A 16,063-nucleotide genomic window follows, 5' to 3' on the forward strand; every position below is an offset into this window, starting at 1 on the left:
ACGGCCGCTTGTGTGTAGTGGCCGACTCTTTTTCATACGCCCTTTAACCTAAGTAAAAAAGGCGCCCGAGGGCGCCAAGGGCTGTCTCCAAACCAAAGGAGCACTATGAGGGGACAGCAGCAGGACCAAGGCGCGAGCGGGCAATCAACCCGCCCGCTTGCCAGGGTTAGAGAACTTCCAGCGGGTACTCGACAATCAGGCGGACTTCATCCAGATCCGACTCGTAATCGGTCGCGCGAGTGGTCATTTGGCGAACACGGAAAGACATATCCTTCAGTGATCCAGTCTGCACAACGTACTTGGCCTCGATGTCCCGCTCCCAGCGCTTCTGGTTGGTCAACGGATCGCCGTTGTCATCACGGCGCATATAGACTTCGTTGGCCTTGCTGTAGTCGGCATCCCAGCCTTGGGCATATCGAGTCATGAAGCTCAACCCAGGCACACCGAAAGGCTCCATATCCAGGTCATAGCGCACTTGCCATGACTTCTCCTTCGGCGAGTTGAAGTCGCTGTACTGGATGGAGTTGTCGAGGTAGATGGAGTCCGATTGGCGCAAGTAGTCGAAGTCATCATCGCCATTGTTGCGCTGGAGACCCACCAGCACTGTATGAGCGCCGAATTGGATGCCGACCTTGCCGCTCCAGATGTTGTTATCGAAGCTCCCGAGGAGCTGCTTCCCTTCATCGACCGCCTTGTAGTAGTTCAGCCCGCCGATCAAGGCGACATCGTCCGCAAGCGGGTAGCTCAGCGTGGTGCCCGCGTAATATTGATTCCAGGCATCCTTGAGGCGGCTGGTGTAGAGACTAAAGCCGACGTTGTCATTAAGCGTGTAATCACCACCGAAATAGGCGATCCATGGCGAGTCCACTTCGCCTGCGTAGAAGGTAGCGAAGCCGTCGCGCATGCTGCTGGTATTGGGTTGGCTCATCGAGTGGAGGCGACCACCTTGAAGCGACAGTCCTTCCACGCTGCTGTTGAGCACGGTGATACCTCGGAAACTCTCCGGTAAAAGCCGCGCATCACCGTATTGAACGACAGGGCTGACAGGAAAGACGTCGCCTACCTTGATCTCGGTATCCATGAACCGAGCTTTCACCGCGCCACCCAGTTTGGAGTAGTTATCCTCAGCCTGCCCGAGGCTGTTGTAAGGCAGCACATCGACTGAGCCACCGGCTCCTGAACGGCCGTCGCCGGTGTCAAGTTTGAGTCCTAGCATGGCAAAGGCATCGACACCGAAGCCTATGGTGCCCTCGGTGAAGCCAGACTCGAATCGGCCTATCACGCCATGCGCCCACTCTTCCGAATAGCCATTACCCGAGCTGCTGGACTGGCCTTTGCGGAAGTCACGGTTGAAGTAGAGATTTCGATTGAGGATGGTCAGGCTGCTGCCTTCGATAAATCCCTCGCCTTTCTCGTCGGCGGCCATTGCAGCTTGCCCGGTACTGATGCTCAGAGCGAGTAGAGAAAGTCCTAACAGGGTTCTGTTATTCATAAATACTCCTGATGTTATTGGCAGTTGTCATTGTGTGGTCGCATATATGTGCCAAGCGCGCCGGGCATAACCAGGCGCGCCTTGGCCATATTTCCACATGCCAAATAACGTCAGGGTGACTTGAAAATTACTTTTCAGTCAGCGCGATGTCATTTATTAGTTTTGGTTCCGGCAACCTGTTCCGGCTGCACGGTATTCAAGAATATTCAGATCGCCGTTGGAGTCCTCGTAGGTCATCTGGGCTGGCATCACATTGCAGCTAGAGTCCGTTGAGGTAGTGGCCACGACCCTGGCGATATCGAGCTTCATGCCGTAGCGGTAATGAATAACTTCAGGCGGATTCTTTCCGTTAGCGGCAGCATACTCTTGCATGGCCTGCTCATTGGCCTGAATCATCCGACCATAAACACGATCAGCGCCGCCTTCTGCCAGAGTGGCAGAGGAAACAACCATAGCGGCAAGGGCTGCAATAACTTTGAGGCTTTTCATGTTTAATCACTCCTTCAAGGTGGTGATTAAAATATATCCGCTCACCCTGTCATAAAAATGAAGTCAAAGTTACATCGCCGTAATGCTTCCTGCCGCGTTACCCGGGCGAGTCAGCTTGGCGCGTGGCTTGCCCGGGTTTGTAAAGCTATAGCTCCTGCGGTGCGCGAACCTTCTGTGTACGCTGCCTTCGCATCAGCCAGTACGCGGCCGGCAAAACCAACATGGACATCAGCGGCGCGGTAATCATGCCGCCGACCATGGGCGCGGCGATGCGCTTCATCACTTCAGATCCGGCACCTCCGCCCCAGAGGATTGGCAACAGGCCGGCGATGATCACGGCCACCGTCATCACCTTGGGCCGCACGCGCAGCACTGCGCCTTCACGAATTGCCTCCAGTAGTGCCGGGTCACCGCTGCGCCCGGCATCCATACGTGCATGCCAGGCATTCTTCAGGTACAGCAGCATGATCACCCCAAATTCCGCCGAGACGCCGGCCAAGGCGATAAAGCCGACCCCAGTGGCAACCGACAGGTTGAAGCCGAACCAGTAGAGCAGCCAGATGCCGCCCGATAGGGCGAAGGGCAGGGTTGCCATGATCAGTAGGGCCTCACCGAAGCGGCTGAAGGTCAGGTAAAGCAGCACGAAGATGATCAACAAGGTCGCCGGTACCACCCAGGCCAGCCGTGCATTGGCGCGCTCCAGGAACTCGAACTGACCGGAGTAGGAGACGGTCATGCCAGCATCGAGTTGTACCTGCTCAGCTACGCGTTGCTGCAACTCGCGCACGGTCGATGCCAGGTCGCGCCCACGGACATCGACATAGACCCAACCGGACAGACGCCCGTTCTCGCTGCGCAGCATTGGCGGCCCTTCGGTCAGACTAACCTGGGCGACGGTGCCCAAGGTGATCTGCTGGCCGGCTTGCGTGAGGATCGGCATACGCCGTAGTGCCTGCGGACTGTCTCGCCACTCCTTGGGATAGCGCAGGTTGATCGGGAAGCGGGCCAGTCCTTCAACCGTCTCACCAATATTGCTGCCGCCGATGGCGCCCGATACCACCGCCTGCACATCGGCGATGCTCAGGCCATAGCGCGCCGCGGCCAGTCGATCGATCTGGATGTCCACGTAACGGCCGCCAGTAAGGCGTTCTGCCAAGGCCGAACTCACCCCAGGCACCTCTTTGGCCACGGCCTCGATATCGCGCGTTATGCGCTCGATGTCGACCAAGGAGGTTCCGGACACTTTCACCCCAATGGGGCTCTTGATCCCCGTCGCCAGCATGTCGATGCGGTTGCGGATGGGCGGCACCCAGATATTGGACAGCCCCGGAACTTTTACCGCGCGATCCAGTTCCTCGATCAGCTTTTCGGGTGTCATCCCCGCGCGCCATTGATCGCGTGGTTTGAACTGCACCGTGGTCTCGAACATTTCCAGCGGTGCTGGATCGGTGGCGGTCTCTGCTCGCCCGGCCTTGCCGAATACCCGTGCCACTTCGGGCACCGTGAGGATCATCCGGTTGGTTTGCTGCAGCAGCTGGGTGGCCTTGCTGGCCGGCAAGCCGGGCAGGGCTGATGGCATGTACAACAAGTCGCCCTCGTCCATCGGCGGTAGAAACTCTCCTCCGAGTCTGCTGAGGGGCCAGAGACTGGACAAAAACACTAGCAAGGCCAGCGCTAGGGTCACCTTAGGCCAAGCCAGCACCCACTCCAGCACCGGCCGGTATGCACCGATCAGCCAACGATTCAAGGGGTTCTGTTGTTCGCTGGGGATATGCCCACGAATCCAATAGCCCATCAGCACCGGTACCAAGGTGATCGAGAGGCCAGCAGCGGCAGCCATGGCATAGGTCTTGGTGAATGCCAGCGGGCCAAACAGGCGACCCTCCTGGGCCTCCAGGGTGAAGACCGGGAGGAAAGACAGGGTGATGATCAAAAGGCTGAAGAACAGCGCCGGCCCGACCTCGGCCGCAGCTTCGCCGATCACCCGCCAGTGCGCCTCGCCCTGAAGCGGTTCACCGGGGTGTCGAGCCTTCCAGGCCTCGATGTGCTTGTGCGCGTTCTCGATCATCACCACGGCGGCATCGACCATGGCGCCGATGGCGATTGCGATCCCGCCGAGCGACATGATGTTGGCATTGACGCCCTGGTAGCGCATGACGATGAAGGCCATCAGGATGCCCAGGGGCAGGGTGATGATCGCGACCAGCGACGAGCGCAGGTGCCAGAGGAAGATCAGGCAAACCAGGGCAACCACCGCGAACTCTTCCAGCAGCTTGTAGCTGAGGTTATCGATGGCGCGGTCGATCAATTGCGAACGGTCATAGGTGGTGACCACCTCGACGCCGGCCGGCAAGCTGCCCTTCAGGCTGTCCAGCTTGGTCTTCACCGCGGCGATGGTATCGCGGGCATTCTTTCCGGAGCGCAAGATGACCACGCCGCCTACCACTTCACCCTGGCCATCCAGCTCGGCAATGCCACGACGCATCTCTGGCCCCAGCTGAATGGTGGCCACCTGACCCAGCAGCACCGGAACTCCGCTGGCCGAAGCCCGCAGCGGCACATTGCGGAAATCCGCCAGGCTCTCTAGATAGCCTGAAGCCCGCACCATGTACTCGCGCTCTGCCAGCTCCAGGATGGCGCCGCCGGTTTCCTGATTGGCGCTCTTCAGCGCCGCTTCGACCTCCTGCTGAGTTACCCCATAAGCCACCAGCTTCTGCGGATCGAGCAGCACTTGGTATTGCTTGACCATGCCGCCGAGGGTGGCCACTTCGGCTACGTTGGGCAGGCTCTTGAGTTCGTACTTGAGGAACCAGTCCTGCAGTGCCCGCAGCTGGGCAAGATCATGCTGGCCGCTGCGGTCGACCAAGGCGTACTGGTAGATCCAGCCCACGCCGGTGGCATCCGGCCCAAGGGTGGTGGTAACACCCTCGGGCAGGCGTTCCTGCGCCTGGTTGAGGTACTCCAGCACCCGCGAGCGCGCCCAGTAGAGGTCGGTGTCGTCCTCGAACAGCACGTAGACGAAGGAGTCGCCGAAGAACGAGTAGCCGCGCACCGTCTTCGCCCCCGGTACCGAGAGCATGGTTGTGGCCAGTGGGTAGGTCACCTGGTTCTCGACGATCTGCGGTGCCTGTCCGGGAAAGCTGGTTCTGATGATGACCTGGGTGTCAGATAGGTCCGGCAGTGCATCCAACGGCGTGTTGCGCAGCGACCAGAGGCCCAGGGCGGTGATGAACAGGGTGGCCAGCAGTACCAGGAAGCGGTTGCCGATCGACCAATGGATCAGGCGCGCGATCATGGCTGGTCTCCTTCCTTGCGGAGCTGCTCGATCAGCAGGCCGGAGTTTGTCTGACGTGCGGCGATGCGTACGTGATCTCCTGGCTTAAGTCCCACAGCTACTTCGGAGCTGACCAGAGGAAAAGCCATGGTCATACCTGGCATATTCAGGCTCTCGAAGGGGCCATGCTCCAGGGTGACTTGTTTCCCGTCCAGTGCGCGAATAACGCCGTGAGACACATGCAGCCCCTCCGTGCTGTCCTGTTCTGCATTGCCGGCCAGGATGCCCTGCAGGCTGGCTTCCGAATCGATGAGGAACTGGCCGGAGGTAACGACCGCCTGACCTTCCTCAAGACCGGAAAACACCTCCAGACGCCCATCGGCCTCGCGGCCCAAGGTGATTTCCTGGGGACGGTAGCGTCCGTCGCCTTCGGCCAGCATCACCAATGCACGCTTCCCGGTGCGAATCACGGCTTCACTCGGCACAAGAAGCGTGGATTGTTCGACGGCACTGTTCAGGCGTACGGCGGCGAACATGCCGGGGCGCAACTTACCGGCAGGGTTGGGTAGCTCGCTGCGTACCGTGAGCGTGCGCGTTTGCGGATCGGCACTCGGCAGCAAGGCTATGACGCGGCCCAGCAGCGGTCGATCAGGAAAGGCCGTCAGGTTGGCGCGGATCTCGTCCCCGACCTGGATACTTCCGGCCATGGCCTCGGGTATCGCCGCATCGAGCCAGACACTGGACAGCCCGTTGATCAACGCCAGATCCTGCCCGGCTTCAACGGTCATCCCGGCGCGTACCTGCAAGGCTTGGAGCTCGCCGCTGATAGGTGTGGTGAGGGTTTGCACTGCCCGCGGTTTGCCGCTGCGGCGAACCTGCTCTATCAACGCTTGTGGCATGCCGAGCAGGCGGAGGCGCTCTTGGGCCGCAGTGATCAAGCGGGCGTCACCGGTACGCAGTACCGCGAGGAACTCCAACTGCGCGGCGGACCACTCGGGAATCAGCAGGTCGACCAGGGGTGTTCCAGCTGGCAGTACATCGCCAGGGGCACGCCCGTAAACCCGCTCGACGAATCCGCCAGCGCGGGCCTGGAGGTTCGCTACCTCTCGCTGGTTATAGGCCAGGGAGCCGACCACCTCGATATCCGAGAGCAGTACACCGCGGATCACCGTCGAGGTCCGCATTCCGAGGTTCTGCACGGCTTGAGCGGGGACGCTCAGGACAGACGGATCTTGCTCGGATCCTGCGTATTTAGGGACAAGCTCCATATCCATGAAAGGTGACTTGCCCGGTTTATCGAAGCGCTGCTCAGGCTGCATCGGGTCGTACCAATAGAGCACCTTGCGCTCGTCCGTCGGTGCGGAGCTAGGCAGTAGCTCGTGTTTGGCTTGCCGCTGGGCCAGCCAGTAGCCACCGCCCGCCGCGCCAATGCCCACGGTCAGCACGGCGACCGCAAAACCAAATGTCGATATCTTCATTTCAGGCCCTCCACATAGGCGTAGTACAGGCTTGCGGAGAGCTGGCTCAACTTGCGCTGTTGTTCAATCTGCCGCAGTTGCGCATCAATCAGGTCGCGCTGGGCAGTAATAACGGATGTGAGCTGGCTGTTACCGGCTTGGTAGGCGGCCAGTTCGAGATCGGCACGTTTGCTTGCAAGCGGGATCAAGGTTTTTTCGGTGCGTGACAAGGTCCTGCGCAGTTGCTCAAGCTCGGCAATACCGCCTTCCAGCTCAGCCTGATGGGCGCGCAGTAATGCTTCCTGCTCGGCTTCCATCTGCGACACGCTTTGTTGTCTGGCGTTGATCTTGGGCCCCTGACGTGTGCCTACGAACAACGGCAGGTCGAAGGTAAATTGCACCATCACCATATCGCCGAACTGGTTGTCGCGATTGTTGTAGGCAAACTCAACACCCCAGTCGGGGGTCTTCTCGGCGATGGCCTCGTTCAGCTCGGCGCTAGCCTCGCCGACTCGGGCGGAGGCAGCGCGCAACTCAGGGTGTGAGGCAATGCGTTGCTGCAGGTGCGGTGCCACCAGGTTCAGACTGGGAACACCTCCTTGCAAAGGCTGGTCAGCCTCGTTGCCTATCCAGCGGCGCAGCTTGGCACGAGCTACTGCCACATCGCGATTCAGTTCATCTCGCCGATCTTGTAACGCCAAAGCTTCCTGGTCGGCCTGCAACAGCTCGCCAGGCTGAGCACTACCGCCGGCAATCAGCGATTGCACGGTCGAGCGGAGCATCTCGATCTGACGGTCCAGTTGATCGAAGAGGCCAACACTGCGTTCGGCGTAGTACACATCCAGCCAGCTCACTGCCGTCTGGCGCTTGATCTCCAACTGCATGGCACGCTGCTCGGCCTCGGCTCGACCTACTGAAGCCTCGGCCAACTGGCGCCGAGCCTGACGCTTGTCACTGTTGGGGACTTCCTGCATGAACCCAATGCGGCGCATGGTCATGGAGTCACGATTAAGCGTGTAACGGTCAGGGCCTTCGATCGGCAGGTTGTCGATGCCTAGAATCAGCTTGGGATCGGGCAGGGCGTCTGCGGGCTCGACAGCCTGCTGTGCCGATGCCACCTGCGCCTGGCGCGCGAGGTTCTCAGGGGCACTCTGCTCGGCCAGAGCTTGGGCTCGTTCGAAAGTTAGGGGCTGCGCCTGCGCGGCAAGCCAGGGAGCTGCCCAGAATGCGGCAGCCAACACACCGAGAAAGCCACGGCGTGGAAAAAGGAAAGCGGACATGCTTTCGCCTCCAATGCGATTGATCGAAGTCGCGACTACGAAACGTGACCGCGACGATGCGCCTGACTGTAAGGCGCGGGATGATCACTGCATTAGACGAAACGAGGAGGGCGCCAGAGTCCTGCGGGCTCTCGCTTAATCACCGACTGGGTCAGCAATATCTCGGGGCGTGAGGGGAGAGGGGATATGCTCTTGATCACGGTGGTCTGGAGAAGTCCTCCGGTCTTGCATTCCTGGCCGGGTTTGCAAGGGGACTTCTTGGCCACCCCATCAGACTTGTCCATTTGCTCGCAGCACGGAGCATCGGCCATTGCATGGCCCTGATGATCGGCGCTCTGCATCGGGCAAGGTTGTGCCGGCATGCTGAAAGCCACACCGCCGAAGGTCGGCAGCACGAGGCTAGCAATCATTAGCAGGATCAATCCAATCCGACGCACAGCAATTCACCAGGCGGGGCAATAGGCCGACGATAGCAGATTGCCCCCGAGCCATGAATGCTCCTTTTGACGATAACAGCACTTCGTTGATTTGGATCAAATAGAGTGTCTAGTCTCACAGGGCGAGCTGATTTTGTAGCGGGTGAGATTTCAATCGAGCAAGCGATAGAGTTCAGGCCAAAGAGGATTCTATAATCACTCTATAATTAGCTATAAAGCTCATTAGTGCACAAAATGCAGCGGGATGTGGAACCCTGAGGTGCCGCTGAATGAACGCAACGCAGGGTATCGGCTGGCATGGCAGAGCCTGGATTTCACCCGGGCTGGGCATTTTTCTGGGGCAGGCGGGTAGCCAAGATTGGCATAGCCACATGGCGCATCAAATTACCGTCAGCTTGAACGGCAGCTTGACTGTGAAGTGTACATCCTCGTCGGTGACGGCAAGGGCCATCTGCATCAGGGCAGGGGTGGCCCATCAGATCGAAGCTGACGAAGTGTTGTCGATCTACCTCGACGCGCTGTCCGATGAGGCGCGAGCACTTCCCGATAACATCGGGGAGGGCATCACTCCGATTCAGATGGGCGATACAGCATCGCTGCGAAAATTGCTGAGCAGCTCCGATCCGTCAGCCCAGCAAATTCGGGAAATGGTGCGCCTTGTTCTCAACCTTACGACTCCGCCGGCCTCCGATCCGCGACTGCAGTCGGTCCTCGCTGCGTTAAAAGAGCCGATTAATGGCAGGCAGGCGTTGGCCAAGCGCGTTCATCTGTCGCCTACCCGATTCTCACATTGGTTCGTCGAACAGACCGGTCTGCCGCTGCGCAGCTACCGGAAATGGAATCGCCTGGTCATAGCGCTCCAGCATATCGCCAGCGGCGCCAACCTGACTGCGGCCGCCCACGCTGCCGGCTTCGCTGACGCTGCCCACTTTTCCCGCACCTTCCGCGACCTGTTTGGCCTCGACCCCTCATCTGCCTTGGGTCATGTCAGTCTGAAAGGCTGAATTCAGCTTTTCTGTTCAAGCGCCATCACAGGTGATTGGCACAAAGTGGAGTCATCTCAGGGAGGGCTTCACGATGGGCAATTCACTCAGGTTCATGATCCGCTGGCTCAGCTACCCAACAATCTTGGGCGGGGCCGCAGCTTGGATGATCTGGTTGCTCTACACGGGTATTCCGTATTGGCCCAGCACGCCGATCATTGCCGCCCTAGGGATTCTGCTGGTGGCGCTGCTGGAACGCGTGCAGCCGTTCCGTGACGACTGGTTGGAGGACCACCAGGATACCCTTACTGATATCATCCATATGGTCGTGAACCTGTCCGTGATCCAGATTACGGCGACCGTGCTGGCCCGGCTGGGCGATTGGGTGCCCGCAGAGTTCCGTGTCTTCCCAACAGAGTTACCGCTGTGGGCTCAGCTAGTCATTGTCGCCGCCGTGCTGGACCTTAGCTTGTACGCCATGCACCGCTTCAGCCATCAGGTTCCATGGCTGTGGCGCTTGCATGAGCCACATCATAGCGCTGAGCGGCTCTACTGGATGAACGGCGAGCGCCGGCACCCGTTGCATGCCGCCATCATGGCAGGGCCTGGGCTGCTCGTGCTCTTTGCGATGGGCACTCCTTCTGCACTCGTGGCCACCTGGTTCGGCATCCTGACGGTACATTTGGCCTTCCAGCACTCAAATCTGGACTACTCGTTGGGCTGGCTACGGCGCGTCATCGGCGTTGCAGAAACACACCGCTGGCATCACAAACGCGACTTCGAGGATGCGCAGGTCAATTTTGGTGAGTTCTTGCTGGTGTGGGATCAACTGCTTGGAACCTTCTATGACAGCGCAAGCAAGCCCAGCAGCGCCGAAGTAGGACTGCGTGACCGGGACTATCCGACAGGCTATGTGGGTCAGATTGTCGAGCCGTTCAGAAGTCAGTAGCTTGCTCGGTGTCGCTGGCGACTAGCTGGTTAATGAGGATCGACCGGCATGAGTTCGATCAAGGGTTTCAGTTGAACTCTGACACTGGCCAGCCAATTGCCCAGTTCCACCAGATCCTCATCAAGCGACTCGGCTTCCTCCCAGATACTGCCGCCTTCCGTCACAGACACCGATAGTGCCGCACCATCGAGCACCGTTTTCGCCATGGCATGTACCCGCAGGAGGCCATCCCTGAGGCCGCCGATGTTGTTCATTTCCTTCAGCAGCAGATCCAGCCCATCGACTAGACGCAGCAACTGGATGGTGTCGTAGTCGTCATGCAAACGCTCCAGCGCCTCGGCATCTACCTCGCCGTAGGGCGTGACGCGAAATGACGCAGGAGGAATGTTCATCAGGTCATCTCCTCGGTTTCCGCAGTACCGAGCTTGCCAGTGCGGATGGACCCGGCTGCCTGCTGGAACACCGAGTCTTTGATCCAGGGCTCCGGCGGCCGGTTGAGCTTGAGGTTGAACTCGCCGAAACGCTTGACGTTGCTGGTCAGGTAGGGGCTGAGGAAGGACACATCTTCATCGGTGAACTGCCAGCCCTCGCGGGCCAATTTCTGCAGGATCCGCATCATGTCCACAGTGTTCTGCGGGATCACCGACGAGGCCACCATGTCGTTGTAGCGCAGTCGCTTCTGTTGCTCGTCCGGATCGTTCTCGGCGATCACGTCGCCACCGAAGGACTGGGCGCGAAGGTTTCTCATAGTACGGAGCTTCGCGCTCCGTACTGGTGACTGGCTGTAGGCTTACCCCTCAAAACCGCAAGGGCATCTTCGGAATGCAAACCGGGCATGGCCGAAGCGCAACCCGTACACAGGAAGAGTATTTAGCTCCAAGCACAGAGAAGATGGTTCACTACGTCTAACCAGATCTGAGTTGCGTCAGCTGTGGACGACTGAGGCGTTCCGTGATTTTTGCCGGTCGCACATCATGTGGTACGCGGAGCAACATCCCCATCATGTCTTCGGTGTTCGATATCCGTTTCGCTTTCCCCGCTGGTAAGCGCTTACCAGCAGGTATCCGACAGTTGGTAAAGGGGGCAGGGGAGCAGTCCCATAGCAAACCCCACAGATGTGCAACACTGAGTGCAGGGTCTTTAGCGCAGGTGCCCGACCATGAACCAGGAATTGCTAAAGCTCGTCACTGAGAAGGTGCTGTTGGCAGGGAAGCTCCTTGCAGCCGAGTGGGATCTTCCAGGCGGGCCGCGTGGCTACGGCGACAAGGCAGAAGTAGACGCCGAAATCGAAGTGGTACTGCGCAGGGGGCTCCTTGACCTTCTGCCATGCGATTTCTGGGGAGAAGAAACAGGCTCCAGCCTGGCTGGCCACGAGTATTGTTGGGTTGTAGACCCCAACGATGGAACCAGCGATTTTCTACAAGGGCATAAAGGATCTGCAGTTTCAGTAGGGCTTCTGCGCAATGCGACGCCCGTTCTCGGTGTGGTCTACGCACCGGTCACTCCAGATCTGGGGCCCGATTGCATCTCATGGGCGGAAGGCTGCGGAAGCGTTATCCGCAATAACCACAAAGTGAGCGCTCAGCTTGCGCATCGAGCTCTGGACGCGGGCTGCCAGGTCCTGGTGAGCACTGCGGCAATTAACAAGCCAGAACTCAACGCCGAGCTGTGCGCGCCCGCAGCTTTTGTTCCTTCCCCCAGCATTGCGTATCGCTTGGCTCGCGTAGCCGCCGGCGACGCTATTGCGGGAATTTCTCTCGTGCCGGTCTCGGCTCATGACGTCGTTGGTGGCCATGCTCTGCTAATCGGGGCTGGCGGTGTGTTGCTTAACGAAGATGGCGTAACAGTGACTTACGACTCAGAGGCCCGGATGAAAATAGTGTCGCTACGTTGCTTTGGTGGCGCCCCCAGTGTGTGTAGCGCGTTAGCCCACAGAGAGTGGGGAAAGCTCTTTTGAGGGCTCGGACGAACGATCTTTACTGATGAATATGCATATATTTTTGCACTTTTCACCATGACAGCTTAAGGCCTCTAGAATAAGGGTTCCAGTGCCGGCAGATGTGCTGTTCTGCAGATTTATTTGCAGATTTAGGCGGGCAGCAGGTCCCTTAGCTGTCACTTTCTTCATTAGGCACCGTGGCGGTGTAGCGGATTACATCACGGATGCGAAGAGCGGCTTGTAACTCCAAAACATTGAGGTTCGGTGAGGCAAGCCTGGCAGAGGTGTTACGGATCCACTGGAGCGATGCCGATCGTAACTGATCAACCTCCATTTCACTCCACCCGTCCTGCCGCATTCGAACAAGGGCTAAATCAAACACCGGCTGGAGGAGTCCGCGGATGTGGTGGTCGGACAATCCCGGTCGCCCTCTCAGGGTACATAGTAGAGGTACGGCCTCGTCGTCGGAGGGCAGGGGAGGTAGGTTTAAAATGCGCCGGTAACGTGCAAGGTAAACATCCAGGTACTCCTGCGGCGCACGAACTCTGTCTATCAACCGGCCGCCTTTACGCAAATAGAGCCACCAGAGACCAGCAGCGTCCCTGCGAAAATCCTTCATCGCCGGAGCGTCGCGCCCTGTACCTGATAAATCGGATACGTTCAGGTACATGGCGTAAACGGTGGCGAGGATGAATAACGTCCGCTCATGTCGGACGTCTTCTGAAGCCATACCAGCTGCTGTATCAATCACGTATAGCCATTGATCCTTGCTCAGCGAACGCGCTCCATCGTTCCGCAGGATACGGCCTCCACGAGTAGGAAGGCGTCTAGATGCGAATGGGTTGACGTTGGTTAGATCCTCACCAACGGCATAGACAAAGAGGCATTTGCACACAGATATGCACTTATTAAGGCTTGCCTGAGATAGGCCCACTGGTGGACCGGATAGTGGAGGAGGTGCGGATCCTGAGGAAGCAGATCGATCGCGTTTTGGACTGTGCCAATTGAACGGCCGCCAGTCTCCATTGACCATGTAGCTGTCTGACTCATGCGCCATCCTACTGCCAATGCGAGTGAACCTACCCCTTACGACCGGCCCAACCCAGCTGTTCGGCGGTTTAAGGCAGAATGCTATGAAGCTCTTGCTATCCGAGTGGTTTAACTCGAGGAGCGGCTTCTGGGCCTCCAGGAGCGACCAAAGAAGTAAGCACTCTGCATGATTTCGGTAGCTGTTGAATGTTGTCTCGTTGTCGCTGCGGGTTTTTAGGAAAGCACCTACTGCAGCGTATCCCTCCTTGGCGCGAAGCGCCGCCGGAAACCCTTCCAGGAACGCGCGCACCTCAGGTAGCTCATATCGCAGCTCTGGGGATTTAAACTCGAGCTTCTTGAAACGAGTGAGTACCTCAAAAAGAGGTTGTGGCGCGATCTTCATGACGTTAATCCCGGCTCTGAGCCCTAAGAGCCATAAGGGAATCGGCGTGCGTACCTGAGCGCGACGTGAGTCGTACTGATTCAGGCTAGTTCCGGGTGTCTAGGGGATCAACTGATCGAGAGATGCGTGGCCGAATCGAATGGACGCGCTGGCGAACTGAAGATTAGAAACGGAGAGGCAGGTGAACCAAAGATTCGAAATGGAAAGGTCATCCATGAGCTGAAGATTAGAAATGGGATTATTTCGTGAACCAAAGATTGGAAACGGGAGGGCATGGAGTGAACTGAAGGTTAGAAACGGAGAGCTCACTCCCGTTTCTAATCTGTAGTTACCAGAAATTCGAATCTTTAGTTCAGATCACTTCGTGCCGTTATCCGCTATGTCTGAGACACAACCATAATTTAACATAATATACATTATGCGAACTATCATACCTCTCGTCAGGCAGGCAGTTTGACACTATTGCGCCACGGCTTCGCTGACCTAGTGTGAAATCAGCATCATCGGCCATATGGCCAGTCGGGCTTTTGCAGTCCGCGTTGCCGCCTAGTTTTCATGGATGGAAGCCACGCATTCTCCTCTCCGCCGCATTTGGGCCTGGACGCTCGTCTTTCCTGATTGCGCGCATTCGTCTGTCCGCATCGATCTCAGTGCACCGAGTAGTTAACGCCCGGTTTGCGCGCCATCTTGCATTAGGCCGGGTCGCAGATTCCTTCTGAGGAGTTCAACTCATGCCATCCAACCTGAGTTATCCGGGCGTCTACATCGAAGAAGTACCCAGCGGCGTGCGCACCATCACCGGCGTCGCCACCTCGATCACCGCGTTTGTGGGCCGAGCGCTGCGTGGGCCGGTCAACGATCCGGTGCGCGTACAGAGCTTCGCCGAGTATTCGCGCCTGTTCGGCGGGCTTTGGCAGCCGAGCCCCCTGAGTTATGCCGTGCTGCAGTTTTTCCAGCATGGCGGCAGCGATGCGCTGATCGTCCGAGTCTTCGGTGGCGATGCCGCTGCCAGTACCGCCACGCTGGATCTGGCAACCGCCTCCGGTTCCTTGCTGCTGGAGGCCGCCAGCCCGGGTACCTGGGGCAGCCGGCTACAGGCCAGCGTGGACCATGACACACGCGATACGGCTGATCCGTTGCTGTTCAACCTGCTGATCGAGGAACTGGATCGCCCTGGTGGCACTGTGGCGGTGGCTTCAGAGGTGTTCCGCAATGTCTCGGTCGATCCGCTCAGTCCGCGTTTCGTTGATACGGTACTCAACGAGCAGTCCGCGCTGGTCAATGTGCGTACCTCCGCACCTGCTGACGAAAGTCCAAACGATGGTACGGCCACTGTCGCCAACCCCGATGGCACGGCAACCACAGAGGGAACACTAGGCGATGATGGTTCGGCCATTACCGACAGCGAGATTACCGGTGACCAGGCACAGCGCACCGGCATCTTCGCCCTGGAGGCAGCTGACCTGTTCAACCTATTGTGCATCCCTCCCCTGGCCCGCGACAGCGACCTGGCCGATGCCACCTGGGCCGCTGCCGCCAGTTACTGTCAGGATCGCCGGGCCCTGCTGATCATTGATCCACCGGCCGCCTGGACGGCCAGCCCGAGCACCGCCATCGACGATGCCGAGACCGGTGTCAACGGTTTGCGTGGCACTGTCGGCAACGACGACGCAATCAACGCAGCGGTCTACTACCCTCGCCTGCGCATGGCTGATCCCCTGTCCGAGAACCGCCTGGCCGACTTCGCGCCCTGCGGCGCGGTCGCCGGCATCATGGCACGCACGGATGTGCAGCGCGGTGTGTGGAAAGCGCCAGCCGGCTTGGCCGCGTCTTTCTCCGGGGTACAGGGCCTCACCTACACCATGACCGACCGGCAGAACGGCGTGCTCAATCCCGTCGGCCTCAACTGCCTGCGCACCTTTCCGGTGGCCGGGCATCTGGTCTGGGGCGCACGTACCCTGGCCGGCGCCGACCTATTGGCCTCTGAATGGAAATATGTGCCGGTACGGCGCCTGGCGCTGTTCCTGGAAGAAAGCCTGTTCCGCGGCACCCAGTGGGTCGTGTTCGAGCCCAACGACGAGCCGCTCTGGGCGCAGATTCGGCTCAACATCGGCGCCTTCATGCAGGACCTGTTCCGCCAGGGCGCCTTCCAGGGTAGCAGCCCACGCGATGCCTACTTCGTCAAATGCGACCGCGAAACCACTACGCAGAGCGACATCAACCGCGGGGTGGTGAACATCCTGGTCGGCTTCGCTCCGCTCAAACCCGCCGAGTTCGTGGTCATCAAGCTGCAGCAGATGGCCGGACAGATCGACGTCTAGGAGAACAGAC

11 protein-coding genes and 1 pseudogene are annotated in these 16,063 nt (G+C 58.9%); 4 read left to right on the forward strand and 8 right to left on the reverse strand.

Annotated elements, in window-relative coordinates:
- Positions 1-166: 166 nt before the first annotated feature.
- The 5 genes from ACOAPY_RS11060 to ACOAPY_RS11080 form a co-directional block, all read right to left on the reverse strand.
- Positions 167-1,492, reverse strand: a complete 1,326-nt coding sequence (locus tag ACOAPY_RS11060) for an OprD family porin (protein ID WP_003452303.1) — start codon at positions 1,490-1,492, stop codon at positions 167-169.
- 156 nt (positions 1,493-1,648) lie between these two features.
- Positions 1,649-1,981, reverse strand: a complete 333-nt coding sequence (locus ACOAPY_RS11065; RefSeq protein WP_003452302.1) for a DUF2790 domain-containing protein — start codon at positions 1,979-1,981, stop codon at positions 1,649-1,651.
- A gap of 145 nt (positions 1,982-2,126) precedes the next feature.
- Positions 2,127-5,276, reverse strand: a complete 3,150-nt coding sequence (locus tag ACOAPY_RS11070) for an efflux RND transporter permease subunit (RefSeq protein WP_003452300.1) — start codon at positions 5,274-5,276, stop codon at positions 2,127-2,129.
- A complete protein-coding gene (locus tag ACOAPY_RS11075) occupies positions 5,273-6,733 on the reverse strand; it encodes an efflux RND transporter periplasmic adaptor subunit (protein WP_465153300.1) in 1,461 nt (486 codons plus the stop codon). The genes ACOAPY_RS11070 and ACOAPY_RS11075 overlap by 4 nt, the downstream gene beginning before the upstream one ends.
- Positions 6,730-7,992: a TolC family protein gene (locus tag ACOAPY_RS11080; protein ID WP_003139513.1), complete on the reverse strand. Its 1,263-nt coding sequence runs from the start codon at positions 7,990-7,992 to the stop codon at positions 6,730-6,732. The genes ACOAPY_RS11075 and ACOAPY_RS11080 overlap by 4 nt, the downstream gene beginning before the upstream one ends.
- A 706-nt stretch (positions 7,993-8,698) precedes the next feature.
- Between ACOAPY_RS11080 and ACOAPY_RS11085 the strand changes: the two genes are divergently transcribed.
- Entirely contained in the window at positions 8,699-9,433 is a 735-nt protein-coding gene (locus ACOAPY_RS11085; protein ID WP_003117280.1) for a helix-turn-helix domain-containing protein, read from the forward strand.
- 73 nt (positions 9,434-9,506) lie between these two features.
- Positions 9,507-10,361 carry a sterol desaturase family protein gene (locus tag ACOAPY_RS11090; protein WP_021221928.1) on the forward strand — a complete coding sequence of 285 codons (855 nt, stop codon included), beginning with the start codon at positions 9,507-9,509 and terminating at the stop codon, positions 10,359-10,361.
- Positions 10,362-10,390: 29 nt separating this feature from the next.
- Here ACOAPY_RS11090 and tnpC read toward each other — a convergent pair whose 3' ends face one another.
- Together tnpC and ACOAPY_RS11100 are read right to left on the reverse strand one after the other, a co-directional pair.
- On the reverse strand, positions 10,391-10,753 hold the full coding sequence (tnpC, locus tag ACOAPY_RS11095; protein ID WP_003117279.1) for a Tn3 family transposase post-transcriptional regulator TnpC: 363 nt from the start codon (positions 10,751-10,753) through the stop codon (positions 10,391-10,393).
- Positions 10,753-11,088: pseudogene (locus ACOAPY_RS11100) on the reverse strand (Tn3 family transposase); the annotation flags it as partial. The gene tnpC and the pseudogene ACOAPY_RS11100, both read right to left, overlap by 1 nt.
- Before the next feature lie 432 nt (positions 11,089-11,520).
- Between ACOAPY_RS11100 and ACOAPY_RS11105 the strand changes: the two are divergent.
- Positions 11,521-12,318: an inositol monophosphatase family protein gene (locus ACOAPY_RS11105; protein ID WP_081672366.1), complete on the forward strand. Its 798-nt coding sequence runs from the start codon at positions 11,521-11,523 to the stop codon at positions 12,316-12,318.
- 151 nt (positions 12,319-12,469) lie between these two features.
- Here the strand turns inward: ACOAPY_RS11105 and ACOAPY_RS11110 are convergent, their stop codons facing one another.
- On the reverse strand, positions 12,470-13,030 hold the full coding sequence (locus tag ACOAPY_RS11110) for a hypothetical protein (RefSeq protein ID WP_021221925.1): 561 nt from the start codon (positions 13,028-13,030) through the stop codon (positions 12,470-12,472).
- Between the two features lie 1,433 nt (positions 13,031-14,463).
- Here ACOAPY_RS11110 and ACOAPY_RS11115 point away from each other — a divergent pair.
- Positions 14,464-16,053: a phage tail sheath family protein gene (locus ACOAPY_RS11115; protein WP_465153301.1), complete on the forward strand. Its 1,590-nt coding sequence runs from the start codon at positions 14,464-14,466 to the stop codon at positions 16,051-16,053.
- Positions 16,054-16,063 lie beyond the last annotated feature (10 nt).

It is taken from the genome of Pseudomonas stagnisoli, from assembly GCF_048595745.1.
GTDB classification, from domain to species: domain Bacteria; phylum Pseudomonadota; class Gammaproteobacteria; order Pseudomonadales; family Pseudomonadaceae; genus Aquipseudomonas; species Aquipseudomonas alcaligenes_A.

Excerpts from the sequence above, each read along its gene's own strand:
- ACOAPY_RS11105 (WP_081672366.1), top strand. The coding sequence starts at position 11,521 with ATGAACCAGGAATTGCTAAAGCTCGTCACTGAGAAGGTGCTGTTGGCA.
- ACOAPY_RS11090 (WP_021221928.1), top strand. The coding sequence starts at position 9,507 with ATGGGCAATTCACTCAGGTTCATGATCCGCTGGCTCAGCTACCCAACA.
- ACOAPY_RS11110 (WP_021221925.1), bottom strand. The coding sequence starts at position 13,030 with ATGGCTTCAGAAGACGTCCGACATGAGCGGACGTTATTCATCCTCGCC.
- ACOAPY_RS11060 (WP_003452303.1), bottom strand. The coding sequence starts at position 1,492 with ATGAATAACAGAACCCTGTTAGGACTTTCTCTACTCGCTCTGAGCATC.
- ACOAPY_RS11075 (WP_465153300.1), bottom strand. The coding sequence starts at position 6,733 with ATGAAGATATCGACATTTGGTTTTGCGGTCGCCGTGCTGACCGTGGGC.
- ACOAPY_RS11065 (WP_003452302.1), bottom strand. The coding sequence starts at position 1,981 with ATGAAAAGCCTCAAAGTTATTGCAGCCCTTGCCGCTATGGTTGTTTCC.
- ACOAPY_RS11080 (WP_003139513.1), bottom strand. The coding sequence starts at position 7,992 with ATGTCCGCTTTCCTTTTTCCACGCCGTGGCTTTCTCGGTGTGTTGGCT.
- ACOAPY_RS11070 (WP_003452300.1), bottom strand. The coding sequence starts at position 5,276 with ATGATCGCGCGCCTGATCCATTGGTCGATCGGCAACCGCTTCCTGGTA.
- ACOAPY_RS11115 (WP_465153301.1), top strand. The coding sequence starts at position 14,464 with ATGCCATCCAACCTGAGTTATCCGGGCGTCTACATCGAAGAAGTACCC.
- ACOAPY_RS11085 (WP_003117280.1), top strand. The coding sequence starts at position 8,699 with ATGAACGCAACGCAGGGTATCGGCTGGCATGGCAGAGCCTGGATTTCA.
- tnpC (WP_003117279.1), bottom strand. The coding sequence starts at position 10,753 with ATGAACATTCCTCCTGCGTCATTTCGCGTCACGCCCTACGGCGAGGTA.